The sequence below is a fragment of the Streptomyces sp. NPDC005574 genome, from assembly GCF_040605435.1.
Taxonomy (GTDB): domain Bacteria; phylum Actinomycetota; class Actinomycetes; order Streptomycetales; family Streptomycetaceae; genus Streptomyces.
Window position 1 is genome coordinate 45,999 of record NZ_JBEXCW010000013.1, and the last position, 15,511, is coordinate 61,509.

The window sequence follows — 15,511 nt, forward strand, 5'->3', positions numbered from 1 at the left end:
GCGACCGGTCCGGTTCCGGCCCGCGGATCTCACGCCGGGCGACCGGTCCGGTTCCGGCCCGCGGATCTCACGCCGGGCGACCGGTCCGGTTCCGGCCCGCGGATCTCACGCCGGGCGACCGGTCCGGTTCCGGCGCGCGGACCTCACGGCGGCCGACCCGGTCCGGCTCCGGCGTCGTAGGCGCACGCAACTTCCCTTCCCGCAGCAGGAGTTCATCTGATATTCAATGAACAGCCACACGGTGTCCGCCCTATGCTTCCTCCGGGCGGCCGGTCCGCCCGGGCGCCCGCACGCCACCACCTGGCCTGATGCCGACCACAGGGGTAGACGCGTGCGCGCACAGCAGCAGGAGGCGGGCGAGGCAGCCAGGAACCCCGGCAGCCCCCCTGCCAGGCTTCCGGCGATCCCAGCACCGCCACCCGCCGGTGAACGACCGGACCGGCAGACCCTGTTGGCGCTCCAGCACGCCGCGGGGAACGCCGCCGCCACCCGGATGATGAGCCGCGGCGCACTGCCCGGCCGGTCTCCCGCCCCCCGGGGCTCGCTGCCCGGCCGGCTTCCCGCGCCGCGCGGCGGGCGGCAGGCCCCCTCCCTCGCCACGGTCGACGAGTCCGCGGAGTTCGGCGTCGTCCTGCCGCCGTACCTGATGAACCTCCAGGCCGGCGGGCTGTCCTTCACGCACGCCCTGACCGGGCACGAGTTCGTGCACGCGGAGGTGACCCGGATCGCCGGACCCGCCGAGGAGGCCGACCGGATCCGCGGCGAACTCACCGGGCGGCCCGAGTCGTTCCTCGGAAGCGGCCGCTCCTTCGCCGTGAAGACGAAGCGCGGCCACTTCGACGTCACGGTCTCCATCGCCCGCGACCGCGACGACGCTCCCGGCACCTTCCTGTCGGCCGCCGCCCCGAAGGCCGTGAGCGACGCGCGTACCGCGGGCCTGGACACCGCCGCGCGGGAGGCGGAGACCGAGGGCGCCGACATCAAGGTCGACAGCCTGCGCAACTCCGCGGGCAGCGGCGCCGCCGGCGCCAGCCGTACGAGCCGTCTGGGCCTGCGCGGTTCCGGCGCGGCCGTCGCACCGGTCCACCCGGGTGTCTGGGCCGGCGCCGCCTTCGCCGGCGACGCCGGCCTGACCTCCGCCACGGACACCCACACGTCGAGGACCGTCTCGGAACCCCGGACGCTGCGCAGCGACGGCGGCTCGGTCGAGGTCCTCCGGCACGTGCGCTACCAGGTACGGATCACCCGCGGCGAAAGCGCCCGCAGCGTCGCGCACACGGCGAGCGCGCCGGGCACGCTCACCCAGCGGGTGCCGCGCGAACACCTCGTCCCCGCCGGCACAACCGCGCCGGACCACGTGGCACCCCTGGCACCTGACACGGCCCGCGAGACCGCCCTCGCCGACTCCCTGGCCCCGCTCGCCGTCACCGACGCGGGCGCCCCGCACGGCGGCGGTGGCGGCCTGTTCGACACCGTGGCCTCGGTGCTCCACCCGCGGCTCACGGACCTCGGCGCGCCCGGCCGGCCGCACCTGTACGAGGCCACCTCCGCGGCGACCGTCACGGAGGACCTGCCCCGCCTGCTCGCCGGGTGGGTCATGGGCGAGGACCTCACCTCCCTCGACGGCACCGTCAAGGGCGCCTACCGGATGCGGGCCGACATCCTGTCGATGGCACCCGCCTGGAGCATCGGCAGAACCCAGTTGCGCACCCACCAGCAGGCCGCGCACACCGTGTCCGACAGCTCCCGCGAGGGCGGCAGCCTCCGGCTGGGCGCGGGCCCGGCGCTGGCCCTGGGAGTCCCCGGACTCGGCCCCGTCCTGCGCATGTCGCAGGTGACCCTGCCCGGGGCCGGCCGCTCCCGCACGGTGAAGGCCGACCAGGCGGCCTCCACCCGGCAGGGCGCCGAGGTGCGCGGTGAGAAGGTCCTTTACCGCAGCAGCGTCCGGCTGACGGCCGAGGGCACGGGCGACGCCGTGGGGGCGGCCGGCGGCCGGCGGGCCCGGACCGCCGTCCACGACATCGACGTCATGGTGAGCCTGCGGGCGGAGGAGGCGCGCGCCCTCGGACTGCCGCTGCCCGAAGGCGTCACGGCCGGCGACCTGGTCAGGACCGTGGACAAGGACGGCAGACGACTGCCCGCGCGAGAACTGCCGTTCGGCGCCATGGGCTCCAGCGTGGCCCTCGGCAGGTTCGACTCCGCGCCGCTGATCGCCGCCGTGGAGCGGCTGTTCGCCTCCACCCCGCGGCTGGCCGGCTACCTGCCCGCCGAGTTCACCGCCCCCGCACCGGCGGGCCGGCGCCCCGCGCCCACCGACGGGCGGGCGCCCGACAAGCCGTCCGCGGAGGACAACGAACAGCGGCGGACCAACTACCGGAACCTGGTCGCCCTGCTCTCCCAGACCAACATCCGTGCCCACAAGGACCAGTTGCTGTCGACCGGCATTCCGGTCCGGCTGCGCCGCAAGACGGCGGGCCACGCCCACGACGTCCAGGTCCTGGTGACGGGACGGCTCGGCCCCGTCGGTCATCTGGGCGAGACCGAGGACTGGCTGGTGCGCAGCAGCTCCGGCGTGGGCAGCGGTTCGCAGACCGGGCAGACCAGTTCGCGTGACATCGGCACCCGCTTCAACCTCCAGCTGCAACTCGTGCCCGGCAAACTGTCCGGCGGACTGAGCGCCGAGAGCGCGCTGCACTCGGGACGTTCGGGCCAGGCCGGACCCGCCGTCCGCGGTGACTCCCTCAACAGCGGTCAGCCGGAGCGCAGTTCGTTCGGTGCGCAGTTGAGCCTCGGGATCGCGGTGACCATGGTCACCCGGGAGCGCAAGGCGATGCGCTCCCTCACGCCCGGCCGGCCCGGCCGGCACGACCCCGAGGTCGAGGAGATCGCCTCGTCGGCCGGCGCGGCCGAGGGCGACCCGCTGCACCTCGCCGCCCAGGACGTCCGCCTGACCACACCCACCGGCTTCACCGTGGGCACCGCGGAGGGCGGACGGCTGCGCGCCAGGGCCGCCGCCACCCGGCGCCTGCCGAAGTCCGTCGACGTCGCCGGCATCGGCGCGCTGACCGGCCAGGCCCTGCCCGTGAGCGGCCCGCAGGTGCGGGACTGGTCGTTCGTGGAGACCGTGGGGGACGCGCTGGCCGTGCGCTCACTGGCGTACAGGCTGCTGTCCCGGGCCGCCGTGCGGAACGCGCCCGGCCAGGCGGACAACGCCTTCGCCACGGAGGGCCTCGCCCCCCGCCAGGCCATCGAGGACCGGCTCAGCCCGCAGTCCGTCACGGCCGCGCTCCGGCAGGCCGTGGGAACCGGCTGGGTCGTCGACAACCTCCACCACCCGCGCAGGCTCACGGCGTTGACCGGCGCCGTCGGCACCCGCTTCGCCCTCACCCGGCCCCGCGTCGTCACCGTCGCCAAGGGCCCCGGCACGGAGAACATGGCCCTCGGCGGACACCAGGCGGCCGGCCAGAGGTCGCGCACCACCTCCCACACCCTCGGCTACGGCGTGGCGGGCCGCGAGAAGGGCGACCACTGGCAGCTCGGCGAGGGCGTGTCGGGAAGCCGCGGCACCCATCGCCGTACCGCCAAGGGCATGTCCACGACGGGCACGGTGGAGCGCAACTCCGTGGTGCCGCGCGGCCGCGCCCTCTACCTCGTGCAGTGCGACCTGCTGGTGCGGATGGCGGCGGAGGTGTCGTCCGGACTCGGCGGCACCGGAGTGTCCGCCGCCGAGCAGACCGTCCCCGGCGCCGTCGGCCTGTGGCTCAGCGAGGACCAGCTCGCCGCGGCGGGACTGCGGGCCCCGGGCGCCGAAACCCCCGCCGGGACCGAGACCGCCGAGGCTCCCGCCGGGATCGAGACAGCCGGGACCCCCGCCGGGACCGAGGCAGCCGAGACCTCTGCCGGGACCGAGACAGCCGAGGACACGTCGTCCCGGCTGCCGGACACGGAGCGCGCCGCCGCCGCGGACGGTACGACGGCGGCACCCGAGCGCGCCGACGGAGACCGTCAGCCCGCCGCGGACGCCGCCGGCGAGACAGGACCGGCGCTCCCCCCGGGGCCCGCGCTGCCGCCCGCCCTCGCCCGGGACCTGCCGCTGGGCTTCGGACTGATCGAGGACATGCCCGACCTCGTACCGCTGCTGCGGGACCTCCGCGGCCGCGTCCGCGACGCCGACCTCGCCAAGGCACTCCTGCCGGAACGCCAGTTGGACGACCCCTACCGCAACGTGCAGCGGCTGCTGCGGGTCCTCGACCGCGACGGTGCCGTCGGCCTGCTGGCGGGCGCCATGGACGGCGGCGTGCCGGTGGAACTGTTCCGCAACCGCCTGACCCGCTACCGGGCCGTCCTGCGCGTCGAACGCACCGGCGACGCCCAGCCGTACGAACACACCGACGGGGACCGGGACATGGAGTTCGCCACGATGGCCGTCACGGACCGCGTCGGCAGCGCGGAACGGGGCACGGCCACCGGAGTGGGCCTGAGCCTCGCCGGCACGGGCGAGCCCGAGAGCGGAGCGGTCGACAGCAGCGCCGCCACCCTCGGCACCGCGGCCACGTCGACCGCGGCGACGAAGTCCGGCGAGACCTCGCGAACCCAGGTCGGCATCCGCACCATCGTCGACGGCAGCGCCCCGGCCGTGCGGATGCGGGTGCCGGTCACGGCCTCACTGGAACTGCTGTCCTCGGACGGCCCGGTCGCGAAGGCCGAGATCACCGGCAGAAACCTGGTCTACCGGGCACTGGAGAAGGACGTGCGCGCCCTGGCCCAGGTGCGGCCGGTCACCGCTCCCGGCGCGGGCCGCGGCCTCCGGCGCCGTACCGCCTCACCCGCCGACCTGCGCACCTGGCGCGCCCGGGGCACGGCACTGCCGGCTCAGGTGCAGGTGAACGGGTTCCGGGGAGCCGAGCAGTTGCGCACGGCCATCGCCGCCACCGTCCGGGACGCGGGCGGCAGCGCACGGTTCGACCCCAAGGCACTCAGCCACGCCGCCTACGCGCAGTCGGAGGCCGTCTCCACGGAATGGCTGATCGCCGCGCTGCCCCTGCTGGTGTCGGGCGGCAGCGAACTGCCCGCCAACCACCACTCGGGCCTGGAGGGCCAGGACCTCGACTGCTCGCTGCACGCCCGGCTGCGCGACGGGCGGGTCCTGGGACGCGGCGACACCGCGATCTTCGAGACGGTGGCCCAGAGCGACCCCGAACAGGGCCGCGCCGGCGCCACCGACCTCCACACCGGCGCCGACCACGGACGCGGCGCCCGCGGCCACTTCGGTGCGGGCCCCCTGCTGACCGACCCCGGCCGCATGAGCGAGGCGGTCGCCAACGGCGCCTGGGCTGGCGACAGTTCGACCGTAGCGGGCAACGCCTCGGGCACGGTGCCGCTGCACAAGCCGAAGACGGAGTCCGCCCTGATCCAGTTCACGGCCGAGTTCCGCATCGTCGCCCACATCCACAACCGGCTCACCCAGGCCCTGCGCGCCCGCGGCGCCAACACCGCGACCCGCGACCTCGTCCTCGCCCGGCCGGTCGTCCTCCGCGTCCCCCTGCCGTCGGCCCGCCGCATGACGGCCACGGACGGCGCCGGCGGGGTGTCGGACCCGTCGCACCTGCTGTAGCGGTACGGCCGCCACCCCGGCCCCCGCGGTCGGCGAAGCCCACTGAGCCGCGAGGGATCCGGTGTCTGCGCTGGTCGCCGTCGCGGCCACCGGCAGGGGGCCGACCCTTTCCCGTGCCGAGGGTCAGCATGAGGCCCGCCGCCGTCACCCATCCTGGTGCGCGGGCTCTGATCCGTCGCCCTCCGCGGTCACGGCCGCCCGTACCCGCTGTTCCTCGCGAGCAGACCCGACGTCCCGTTCCAGGGGTGTGCGGCTCACGGCCGTCGCGAGGTCCTCCAGGGCCCGCTTCTGCAGTTCCGCGCCGCGCCGCACCACCGGGTCCCGGTCCTCGGCGGTAGCACCCTCCCACGCGTGGAGCGCCTCCTCCACGTGCCCCCAGTCCGGATTCCTGTGCTCGCGCACGTCGACGGCCGCCTGCGCGGTGTCGGCCTCCAGGGCCTCGGCGAACCGCTCCGCCCCGGGGACGAAACGGCTGTCGGTCCGCGGGACATGGCTCTCCATGAGCATCGCCGCCCGGCCGAACCGCTTGAGCGCCTCCTGTGCCTCCTCCGCCTCGCGTGAGGTCAGACCCCTGGGGCGGACCGGTTCCTGCCGTGCGCGTTCGAAGGCCTCCTGCCAGGCGGCACGTGCCTCCCTGCTCGCCAGCAGGGCCCTGCGCATGTCGGCGCGATGCTCCCGGGTCGGTTCGGCGTAGCCGCGGAGCACCGCGGCCGCGTAGCGGCCGTTGGCGGCGAGCCAGTCCGCGAGCCGGCCCGGCAGCCGGGGCGTCTCCCATGCGGGGAACACCACGTACGCCAGCATGGCCAGGGCGCCGCCGAGCAGGGTGAGCACCACCCGCTCCGGGACCGTCTGCTCCCAGGCCTGGCCGCCCATGCCGAGCAGGAAGACGACGTACGCGGCAGTGAAGCACTGGGAGTATGCGTAGCCGGTACGGCTCAGCGTGTACGACAGGCCCGCCGAGACCACCGCCAGCGCGCCGAACACATGGGCGTCCGGGCCCAGGGCCCGCACCATCCCGGTGGCCAACGCGACCCCCGCCAGGGTCCCGGCCAGACGGGCCACCGCACGCGCGTACGTCCGGTGGAAGTCCGGCCGCATCACCATCACCGAGGCGATGGGCGCCCAGTAGCCGTGGCCCAGGGGCAGCCGGGCGGCGATCAGGTAGCCGAGCGTGGCCACCGCCGCCAGACGGACGGCGTGCCGGAACACGGGCGAGTCCCGGCGGAGTTCACGGCGCACCGCCCGGACGACGACCGAGAGCAGCCGGAACATGGTCGGGCGCACCAGGAACCGCGCGCCGGCGGGGCCGGGCGGCGGGGGTGTCCTCTCGCGCCCGGCGCCGCTCCCGGCGATCTCCAGCGCCTCGCCGAGCAGTTCCACGAGCCGCTCGGCGGCCTGCCGCGCCGGCCCCTCCAGCACCTCGTGCTCCTCGTCGACGCGCAGCACGTCCGCGCTCCCGGGCGGCACGCCGGCGGGGGTGCCGCGGCGAATCGAACGGGCGGCGGCGTCCAGAACGTCGGCGGCAGCGTCGAGCAACTGCCGCGCGCGGTCCCGCCCGGGTCCCTCCGACGGTGCGCCGATGTCGGGGTCGGCGAGCGCGGCGACGACCGGCCGAATGCGCTCGGCGAGGCCCCGGGGGCCGTGGAGGACGGGGGGACGGGTGCGGGCCTGTGACGGCGTCACGGCGGCCGCGTCCCGGGCCGTCATCAAGGGCTCGGGGTCGAACGGGGCGGTCGGGTCGTGCCGCAGCCGGCGGGCGTAGTCCGCCACGGCGGCCAGGGCGTCGGCGAGCGCGTCACGGTGCGCCCCCCAACGGCGGATCGGGAACAGCAGGATCAGCACGGCCTGCACCACGCCTCCGAGCGCGATGACCCCGGCATGCTCCAGGGCTCGCCCGACGCTCGTGGGCAGGGTGATGGTCACCAGCATGCTGCCGACCGTCGTCGCTGCGACGATCCCGGCGGTCGATCCGGCGGCCCACGTCATCCCCGCGGCGAAGGCCCATGCGGCCAGCAGTGGCAGGAACGTCACGAGTCGCCCCGCCGCCAGGTAGCCCACGAAGGTGCTGACCGCCAGCCCCGCGCCCGCGCCGAGCGCGATCACCTTGCGGGGACGCCAGGTGCGCTGGAAGGTGGCCCCACCCGCGGAGTAGGCACCGAGGGCGGCGGACGCGGCGTACGCGGGGGAGATCAGCCACAGCGTCGGCCCGATGACGATCGCCACCCCGGCGGCCGTGCGCAGCGCGAGGAGGGGCTCCAGCCGCGTCTCCTCGATCGTGAGCCCGGATCGTACGACCTCCCCGAGGGCACGCCGCCACGTCATGGGGGTGGATCCAGCGGGAACGCCCGGGCCGCGTCGGCCCGGGCGAGGTGCGGCCGCCGGGCGGGGAAGCCTCCCGCGCGGTCCAGGAAACGCGCGTCGGTGAAAGCGCGACACATCACCATGCGACCTCACCCATCCCACGGCCGCTTCGCCCCGCATGTCCGGCGGGATCCTGCCACCAACCCGGCGAGCAGGGGCTTCGACGGGTGGCATCAACGGCAGCCACGCTGTTCGGTGTTCGGGAGCGTTCCGGGCCGCCTGTCGAGCACGCGGCCCTCGAGTCGAGCCGTTTTGGAGGCGTCCGCCGTCCGTCCTGCCGGCCCGGAGCGCGGGCGATTGCCGCTGGTTCGGTCCGGCGGTCGCCGCCCGTCCCCCCGGATCGGTCCGGGGAGACAGGCGGGACGGCGGCCTTCGGGCCCTCTACCGCTTGTGGCCGTTGCCGTGTCCGTCGGGATGCAAAACCACCTTGGTCCAGCCCTCGTCACGGGCGTCGAAGTGCTCGTAGGCGGTGGGGGCCTCGTCCAGACCGAGTTCGTGGGAGACGATGAAGCCCGGCTTCGCCTTCCCGCCGGCGATCAGATCCCGCAGCGCCCGGTTGTACCTCTTCACCGGCGCCTGCCCGGTGCCCATGTGCTGGCCCTTGAACCACATCATGCCGAAGTCGATCGGGACCTTGCCCTGCGCCTCCAGCTCCCCCTGGGCCTCGGCACCACCGGGGTCCTGGGGCAGGAACACGCCCACCACGCCGATGTCGCCCGTGAACCTGACCGTGTCGATCAGTCCGTTGAGCGTGAGGCTGGCATCCTCGTGCCCCTCCGGGTCATGTGCCTGGTAGCCGACACACTCACAGCCGTTGTCGGCGCCGAGACCGAGGGTGGCCTCCTTGACGACCTCCGCCGGATTCTGGTCGGCGGTGTTGATCGCGATGGCCCCGATCTCCTCCGCCTTGCGCAGCCGGTCGGGCTGGTGGTCGGCCACCCAGACGCGGCCGGCACCCTTGAGGAGAGCGGAGTAGGCCGCCATCAGCCCCACGGGACCGGCCCCGAAAACGATGGTCTGGTCGCCCGGCTTGACGTGGGCCATCTCGGTGGCGTGATAGCCGGTGGGGAAGATGTCGGCGAGCATCACATAGTCGGTCTGCCGCTCGGCGGCGTCCTCGCCCAGACGCAGCGCGTTGAAGTCGCCGTAGGGAACGCGCAGCAGTTCCGCCTGGCCGCCCTGGTAGGGGCCCATGTCGGCGAATCCGTAGGCGGCTCCGGCGAGGGCCGGTTCCGGCTGCATCGTCAGACAGTAGTTGGTCAGCCCCCGCTCGCACTGCTTGCAGAAGCCGCAGGCGATGTTGAAGGGCAGGACCACGTACTCGCCCACCTGGACCTTGCGGACGGCCGAACCGACCTCCACGACCTGGCCCATGTTCTCGTGGCCCAGGGTGCGCCCGGACTCGAACGAGGTGCGGCCCTCGTACATGTGCAGGTCCGAACCGCAGATGTTGGTGGCGGTGATCCTGACGACGATGTCGCAGGGGTGTTCGATCTTCGCGTCCGGTACGTCCTTCACCGTGACCGTTCGCGGACCTTCGTATACCGCTGCTTTCATGATTGCTACCTTCAGTGCCGCGGCACGACCGTGGCACGGCGGTGATGAGACGGCGCAGAGAGCCTGACTTCCGGGAGTTCTGCGACGGGGCCCGTGGCTCCGGCATGTCTCTGTGGGCCGTTCACCCGGTTCGGGTGGAACGGTGGTGCCGCCGTGGGCGCCGGGAAACCGGGTGCTCCGGCGGCGTGTGGATCGGGTCCCCGACGGTTCCGACACGAAACGGCCACGCACCCCTCGACCGGCGAAATCCTCGGACGCGGACGACCACCGACGAATCCCCGACTCAGGCACTAGTCACCGCTGTCGTCCTCGAGCATGCGCCGACGTTGCTGTTCGCGCTTGGAGTAGGCGGCTGCCCGGATCGCCTCGTCGCTCTCCAGGCCCGACCCCAGTGCGCCGCCCACGGTGGCGACCGACGCGACGAACCAGGACAACGTCAGGTACTCCGTCGCGTTCAGCGGGGTGTGTGTCGTGGAGGCGAACACCTGGTCGTTGATGATGAACAGGGCCCACACCAGGTTGATGACGATCAGACCCGCGTAGCAGACGAGCACCCCGAGACCCACGGTCAGGACCGTCGAGGCGTTGTAGAGCCTCGCCCGCTGCCTCGCCTCCGGTGAGCCCTCCGCCGATCGATGCCACAACTGCGCGTCCACGATCAGCCAGCCGACCATGATCACGAGGGATCCGACCATGGCGATCACGAGGCGTGGCGCGCTCAGGGCCTCCGCAAGGCTCCAGACGGTGGAGTTCACGGTGGCGACCGCTCCCGTGGCGAGTGCGGCCGCCAGGGCTTTCGACAAGCCCGGCACCAGCCGCCAGGGCCGGTTGGCGCGGACCATGCCGACGAGCACCCGGAGGTGACCGCGCGGCCCGCTGAGGACGTACTCGAGATCAGCGGTCTCCTCCTCACCGACCTGGCCCGGGTGGGTGGGCGCGAGACGACCGACGAAGGGTTTTGGCGGCGGCTGGCTCCGCGGAGCTCCCTCGGCCCCGGCGGCTTGCGGACCCGCCAGGCCGAGCACGGCTTCCTCCACGGCCCGCCGGGCCCTCGTCTGCAGTCGCAAGCCCCCCAACGGAGGAAGGGACAGCAGGGCCAGGCCGTGTTCGTGACTCAGGTTCACCACGAGCTTGCGTCCGTGTGAGTGCAGCGGAAGGTCGGTGAGGGCCACGACGATGTCCCAATTCTCCGCACTCCCACGGTCGATGATCCGGCGCATCAGAGTGGGCGGGTCCTCCGTCCCTGAAGTGAAGGGCTCACTGACCACCTCGACGTCGAACCGTCGCCCCGGGCCCGACTTGTCGGCGAGCCGAGCAGGAAGTGTCCGGGCCATGCGCTGCGCGATCTCCGTCGGCGCGTCCGGATCCGCCAGGAGAGCCACGACCGTAACGCCCTGCGACGACACCCGCATGATTGGACCCTTCTCGTCGACTGCCCCGTGACCGCAGGCACCCACAGGATGCCGCCGCGGTGAAACCGACACCGCGAGACACGCTGCCCCCAGCGGCAGGCGCGGGTGGTGGGGCCGGATCTCCTCGTGTTCTCAGGACAGCGCCTGCCCCCACCACCCGGTCACGAACGCGTGCGCCATCGCGGAACATCCGCTCCGGCCCGCACCGCACCCCGTACCGCCGGCCGTCCCGCTTCGGTGCCCGGCCCGGGGGCGACGTCTCGACCCGCAACCACGGCGCGTTCGTCGACGGCATCGCCCGACCGACGACGCCGATGAACGCGCGAAACGGCCGGGCCTGGGCGGAAGGCCGCGCCAACCGGCCCGGGCCGCCGTGCACGGGCCCACTCCGAGCGGTCGCCGGCGTGTGCGGCACCGCGGCGTTCGGCCTCGTCAGCGGCCATGAACGGTGGGGCACTTCTCACCTGGGGCCGCTCCGCGCAGCGGTGTTCACCCTGTTGCCGATCACCGCGTCGGCCGGCCTCGGCGATGCGCCGGGCGCCCGCGGGGAGGACGACCGTGGGGTGGTCCGGGCCCGCCCGCGGGGCCCGTCGGGGGCGGGTCAGCGCCAGGACACCGACTGGCCCGCCACCGGCCGAGGCCCCTCGGGGCCCGCGGTGCGGACCAGGTTGCCCGCCTTCTCCCGGTGCTCGTGCACGAGGCGGATCGCCATGGCACCCTCACCGGCCGCCGAGGCCACCCGTTTGACCGAGCCGCTCCTCACGTCGCCGGCGGCGAAGACCCCGGGAAGGGTGGTCTCCAGCAGCAGCGGACCACGGCCGAGCGAGTCCCACCGGGTCGCATCGGCCGCCGCCTGGGCGTCGGCGCCGGTGAGGACGAAGCCCTTCTCGTCCAGGGCCAGTACGCCCCTGAGCCATTCCGTGTGCGGTCGCGCCCCGATGAACACGAACAGCGCCGCTGCCCGCAGTTCGCGGCGCTCACCGCTTGCGTTGTCCTCCACGGTCAGTGACTCCAGCTTCTCCTTCCCGACGACGCCCCGGACCTCGGTGTGGAGCAGCACCTCGATCTTCGGGTGCCCTTCCACCTGGTCCACCAGGTAGCGGGACATGTCCGCGTTGAGGTCACCGCCCCGTACGAGGAGGTGGACTGTGGACGCGTGGTTCGCGAGGAACAGCGCGGCCTGCCCCGCGGAGTTCCCGCCGCCGACCACGGCGACCGGATCCGCCTGGCAGAGACTGGCCTCGTGGACCGTCGCCGCGTAGTAGACGCTGATGCCCTCCAAGTGGTCGATGCCGGGCACCTCGAGCCTGCGGTACCACACGCCCGAGGCGAGCACCACGGCGCCCGCCCGTACCGGAGAGCCGTCTGCGAAGGTGACCACGTACTCGTCGTCCTGCGGGGTGAGCCCGTCGACCTGGGCCGGCACCATGAGGCGGGCACCGAACTTGTGGGCCTGGAGCACCGCGCGTTCGATGAGGTCGCCCCCGGAGATGCCCGACGGGAAGCCGAGGTAGTTCTCGATGCGGGACGAGGTACCGGCCTGGCCTCCAGTGGCCACGGCGTCGACGGTGACCGTGGTGAGGCCATCGGAGGCACCGTACACGGCGGCGGCGAGTCCCGCGGGGCCCGCACCGACCACCAGCACGTCGCACCGCCCGCTCTCCGGTGAGGGGGCGGGCAGCCCGATGAGCCGGGCGAGTTCGGCGTTGCTCGGATTGCGCAGCACCCGCTCGCCCTTCCAGAAAACCACCGGAGTCTCCTCGGGACGGATGGAGAACCGACGCAGCAGTGCCTCCGCCTCCTTGTCCTTCTCCAGGTCCACCCAGCGGTGCGGCAGCCGGTTACGGGCGGCGAACTCACGCAGCCGCAGCGTGTCCGGCGAATAACACGACCCCAGGATCCGGAAGCCGGCGCCGAGGCCGATGAGCAGGTACCTGCGGCCCAGGTAGGCGCGGAGGATCAGGTCACCGAGGACGGAGTCGCGGTCGACCAGGGCGCGTTGCCGCTCCACCGGAACCGCCAGGATCTCGCCCGCTTCGCGCACCACGGCGGTGTCGAACGCCGCCTCGCCCTCCAGCAGCCCGAGTTCACCCAGGAACCTGCCGGCTCGGTGCACCGCCACCGTGCGCTCCTCGGGGCCGCCGTAGTCCTGGAGGATCTCGACCGTCCCGCTGAGGATCGCGAGGAACTCCCGGAACGGCTCACCCTCGCGGTACAGCACCTCGCCCTCGGTGGTCCTGCGGCGCTCACCGTGCGCGGCCAGTTCCTGGAGTTGTTCCGGTGTGAGGTGCGGGAACGCGCCGTACTGGTCCGGTGTCTCGCGGACCGCACCCTGCCTCTGCTCGGTGCTGCCCATCAGACCAGGGCCTCGTCGAAGTAGCACCAGCGCCAGTCCTCTCCGGGCTGGAAGGACTGCACGATGGGGTGACGGACGGCGCCCGCGTGCTGCCTGGCGTGCTTGAGGGGCGAGGAGTCGCAGCAGCCGACGTGCCCGCAGGTGAGGCAGAGCCGCAGGTGCACCCACGGGGAACCCACCTTGAGGCACTCCTCGCAGCCCTGCGGGGTACGAGGAGTCACTGGGCGCACCATCGCCAGGTGCGGGTCGGGAATCGTGGCCATGAGGGTTCTCCTTCGTGGACGGGACTGCTCGGCCGCAGCCCGCGGCGCGGCGTGGGATCGGGGGCGGCCTCAGCGCTGCGGGGCGTCTCCGCTCCGGTGTCGAGCGGTTCCAGGTCGGCACGGCCTGACCTGGAACCGCTGCGCGAGCGCCGGCGACCGGTCGATGTCGACTTTTGACGAGCCTGGGCTCGCCGGCAAACTGCTGTCCGGGCCACCGCGTTCGGCTCGGTCTCTGCCGTTTCCGCGGCCTCGAACAGCCGCTGGTCTCGTGCTGCTTCCTGTCCGAGCCGAAGGAACGTGCGGCCGCGGTCAGCGCGTTGACATGTGCAGTACGTCGAGGTGCCTTGTGCCGCCGGAGTCCCACGCGGCCGCCCAGTCAGCTCGAACCAAGATACCAACAAAGGTACCCATAACAGGCACACGGTATATCTCACATGCACGTCCGACTTCCCGGGCGATGGACACCTGGGCCTGGCAGGGTAATTCGAGGAGGGTAATTGGTCCCGACGTGCGCATGCGTTCCCACCACCCCTTCGGTCAGGCTGACGTGGAAGCCAAGGCGCCAGGAGCCACCGCGGCGCCCGCGACCGGAGGGTGCCGTCATGACCGTGATGTCCATCGCCAGGTTCGAAAGGTTCTTCCGTGCGGCCGCGGAGCTGAAGGTCGACAAGAACGATCTCAAGCGCTACAGCGACTTCGTCGACGCCAAGCTCTACGATCTGCTGACCGTCGCCCAGGCCACTGCCAAGGCCAACGGGCGCGACGTCATCCGGACCAGTGACCTACCGATCACGAAAGGGCTGCAGGAGAGCATCCACCGCTTCAAGAAAATCAACCAGGAGGTTGAACTCCAGCCCATGCTGGAACAGCTCGCCACGCACCCCGCCCTGGACCGCACGCCGGACGAGGAGACCGAGGCGGCCTACCCGGAGATCATCGGCGGACTCAGCCTGGCCCTTGCCCAGAGCTTCAAGATCCTCCACCCCGACCTGAAGAACCCCCAGACCCAGCACTGGGACGAGGCCCGGGCCCTGTTCGATCTCCTGCTGTGAGGGCGGCGACCAGAGCGGACGGCACGGGCCACCGCCGAACGGCCCTTCCCTGAACGGCCGTTGCGCCACATCGCGTTCCGCCTCCCGGGCGGCAAGCTGTTCGTTCGGGCCGACCACCTCACGGGCTCGGGCCGACCTCACGGGCTCAGGCCGACCTCACGGGCTCAGGCCGACCTCACGGGCTCAGTCCGCGAGGTCGGCCTTGCCGAACAGGATGGCGTAACCCGAGGGGAGTTGGCTGATGAGCTGATTCAGCTCTCCGCCGGTGACAGCGTCGGCGACGGTGGTCAGAACCGCGCTCGCGTCCCACTGCGCCGTACGCGGCCGGGCGTGGGTGCGCTCGGCGACGCGGCGGTAGAACTCCTCGATCCCGAAGCTCCGCGCCTGCTGCGGCGCGGCGCCGTCCAGCACTTGTGCCAGCGGACCGGGAAGCTGGGAGGCGAGGTCCTTGACCTCTCCGGGGCTGATCCGCTGGGCCAGCACTTCCAGCACGGCGTTGGTGACCTCCGCGGCTTCGTCCTGGTCGTTGTATTCGCCCCGCTCCTTTACGCGGGCGAGGAATCCGTCGTATTTCATCGCTGCCTTCCTTCCGGCCCGTTCACCGCCGGTCATGGGGGAGGGGCGCCGGGTGCGCAGTCGGGCCGGCCGGGTCCGACCGCCGTCGCGTAGGTGCCGTGCGCCACGCCCTCGGCCCGGGACCGGGCGCCGCGCGCGTGGGTGCGGAGCGGAGGCCCACAATCGATGTCCGACGGCCCAGGACACCGAGCGGCACGCACGGGCCGGCGACCGCGGCAGCCCCGCGCGGGGGCGTCTTTGCCACCGTGGGGGTGGTGACATCCGACGTCATCGGTGCGTCACCCCCGGGGTGTTGAGTGCCGCCGGCCCCGCCGCGGTGC

The 15,511-nt window shown here is 73.1% G+C and carries 8 protein-coding genes; 2 read left to right on the forward strand and 6 right to left on the reverse strand.

Annotated elements, in window-relative coordinates; translation table 11 throughout:
* Positions 1 to 331 precede the first annotated feature (331 nt).
* Positions 332 to 5,614: a hypothetical protein gene (locus tag ABZT03_RS11885; protein ID WP_356037103.1), complete on the forward strand. Its 5,283-nt coding sequence runs from the start codon at positions 332 to 334 to the stop codon at positions 5,612 to 5,614.
* A gap of 144 nt (positions 5,615 to 5,758) precedes the next feature.
* On the opposite strand, the gene ABZT03_RS11890 is transcribed toward ABZT03_RS11885, so the two are convergent.
* The 5 genes from ABZT03_RS11890 to ABZT03_RS11910 all read right to left on the reverse strand — a co-directional run bounded on the left by ABZT03_RS11890 (position 5,759) and on the right by ABZT03_RS11910 (position 13,563).
* Positions 5,759 to 7,936 carry an FUSC family protein gene (locus tag ABZT03_RS11890; protein ID WP_356037105.1) on the reverse strand — a complete coding sequence of 726 codons (2,178 nt, stop codon included), beginning with the start codon at positions 7,934 to 7,936 and terminating at the stop codon, positions 5,759 to 5,761.
* 420 nt (positions 7,937 to 8,356) lie between these two features.
* A complete protein-coding gene (locus tag ABZT03_RS11895; RefSeq protein WP_356037108.1) occupies positions 8,357 to 9,532 on the reverse strand; it encodes a glutathione-independent formaldehyde dehydrogenase in 1,176 nt (391 codons plus the stop codon).
* Between the two features lie 290 nt (positions 9,533 to 9,822).
* Positions 9,823 to 10,944, reverse strand: a complete 1,122-nt coding sequence (locus ABZT03_RS11900) for a hypothetical protein (protein ID WP_356037110.1) — start codon at positions 10,942 to 10,944, stop codon at positions 9,823 to 9,825.
* 601 nt (positions 10,945 to 11,545) lie between these two features.
* Positions 11,546 to 13,300: an FAD-dependent oxidoreductase gene (locus ABZT03_RS11905; protein WP_356037113.1), complete on the reverse strand. Its 1,755-nt coding sequence runs from the start codon at positions 13,298 to 13,300 to the stop codon at positions 11,546 to 11,548.
* Positions 13,300 to 13,563 (reverse strand): UBP-type zinc finger domain-containing protein, encoded by a 264-nt coding sequence (locus ABZT03_RS11910; RefSeq protein ID WP_356037115.1) that lies wholly within the window; start codon positions 13,561 to 13,563, stop codon positions 13,300 to 13,302. Before ABZT03_RS11910 ends, ABZT03_RS11905 begins: the two co-directional genes overlap by 1 nt.
* Before the next feature lie 602 nt (positions 13,564 to 14,165).
* On the opposite strand from ABZT03_RS11910, the gene ABZT03_RS11915 reads away from it, so the two are divergent.
* On the forward strand, positions 14,166 to 14,615 hold the full coding sequence (locus ABZT03_RS11915) for a DUF1931 family protein (protein WP_356037118.1): 450 nt from the start codon (positions 14,166 to 14,168) through the stop codon (positions 14,613 to 14,615).
* Positions 14,616 to 14,798: 183 nt separating this feature from the next.
* Here the strand turns inward: ABZT03_RS11915 and ABZT03_RS11920 are convergent, their stop codons facing one another.
* A complete protein-coding gene (locus ABZT03_RS11920) occupies positions 14,799 to 15,191 on the reverse strand; it encodes a DUF2267 domain-containing protein (RefSeq protein ID WP_356037120.1) in 393 nt (130 codons plus the stop codon).
* Positions 15,192 to 15,511: the final 320 nt, after the last annotated feature.

Coding starts and splice junctions, on each gene's coding strand:
- ABZT03_RS11905 (WP_356037113.1), bottom strand. CDS start 13,300: ATGGGCAGCACCGAGCAGAGGCAGGGTGCGGTCCGCGAGACACCGGAC.
- ABZT03_RS11890 (WP_356037105.1), bottom strand. CDS start 7,936: ATGACGTGGCGGCGTGCCCTCGGGGAGGTCGTACGATCCGGGCTCACG.
- ABZT03_RS11900 (WP_356037110.1), bottom strand. CDS start 10,944: ATGCGGGTGTCGTCGCAGGGCGTTACGGTCGTGGCTCTCCTGGCGGAT.
- ABZT03_RS11910 (WP_356037115.1), bottom strand. CDS start 13,563: ATGGCCACGATTCCCGACCCGCACCTGGCGATGGTGCGCCCAGTGACT.
- ABZT03_RS11895 (WP_356037108.1), bottom strand. CDS start 9,532: ATGAAAGCAGCGGTATACGAAGGTCCGCGAACGGTCACGGTGAAGGAC.
- ABZT03_RS11920 (WP_356037120.1), bottom strand. CDS start 15,191: ATGAAATACGACGGATTCCTCGCCCGCGTAAAGGAGCGGGGCGAATAC.
- ABZT03_RS11915 (WP_356037118.1), top strand. CDS start 14,166: ATGACCGTGATGTCCATCGCCAGGTTCGAAAGGTTCTTCCGTGCGGCC.